Raw genomic sequence first — 1,032 nt, 5'->3', positions numbered from 1 at the left:
TCTACACCATCACTGATGAAGCGCCGGCGCTAGCAACTTATTCATTACTACCAATCATTCAATCGTTTACTGCATCGTCTGGCATCAACGTAGATACTCGTGATATTTCACTAGCGGGTCGAATTATCGCTAACTTCCCAGAGCACTTAAAAGAAGAGCAACGCATTGGCGACGCGTTAACTGAGCTGGGCGAACTCGCACAAACACCAGAAGCAAATATCATCAAGTTGCCAAACATTTCGGCTTCTATTCCTCAACTAAAAGCCGCAATCAAAGAGCTTCAAGCTAAAGGCTACGACCTGCCAAACTACCCAGAAGAGCCAAGTACTTACGAAGAAAAAGCGATTAAATCGGCTTACGATAAGATTAAGGGCAGTGCGGTAAACCCAGTACTTCGTGAAGGTAACTCTGACCGTCGTGCGCCACTTTCTGTTAAGAACTATGCAAAGAAAAACCCACACTCAATGGGTGCATGGTCATCAGATTCTAAATCTCATGTATCAAGCATGGCGGGTGACGATTTCTTTGGTAGCGAGAAATCAACAACCATTTCTGGCGCAACAGAAGTAAAAATCGAGTTTGTTGGCGAAGATGGCTCTGTAAAAGAGCTAAAATCTGCTTTCCCACTGTTAGACAAAGAAGTTATTGATAGCTCTGTACTGAAGAAAAAAGCATTGGTTGAGTTCTTCGAAAAAGAAATTGCAGATGCGAAAGAGCAAGACGTACTGCTTTCTCTACACATGAAAGCGACGATGATGAAGGTTTCTGACCCGGTTATCTTCGGTCACGCTGTAAAAGTGTACTACAAAGACGTTTTTGCTAAATACGGTAAGTTATTCGAAGAGCTTGGCGTTGATGTAAATAATGGTCTTGGTGATGTTTACTCGAAAATCGAGTCACTACCAGCAGCACAGAAAGAAGAGATTGAAGCGGCAATTCAGGCGGTTTACCAAACTCAGCCTGAACTTGCGATGGTTGATTCGGATCGTGGCATCACAAACTTGCATGTCCCAAGCGACATCATTGTCGATG

The 1,032-nt window shown here is 43.6% G+C and carries 1 protein-coding gene; it reads left to right on the top strand.

Annotated features, from left to right (window positions below; genetic code table 11):
• Window positions 1–1,032: NADP-dependent isocitrate dehydrogenase (locus R8N46_RS25525; protein WP_318189819.1), on the top strand; the 1,032-nt coding region annotated here is incomplete at both ends.

The sequence above is a fragment of the Vibrio sp. 1874 genome (assembly GCF_033344395.1).
Taxonomy (GTDB): Bacteria; Pseudomonadota; Gammaproteobacteria; order Enterobacterales; family Vibrionaceae; genus Vibrio; species Vibrio alginolyticus.
This window is presented reverse-complemented; position numbering and strand designations above follow the sequence as displayed.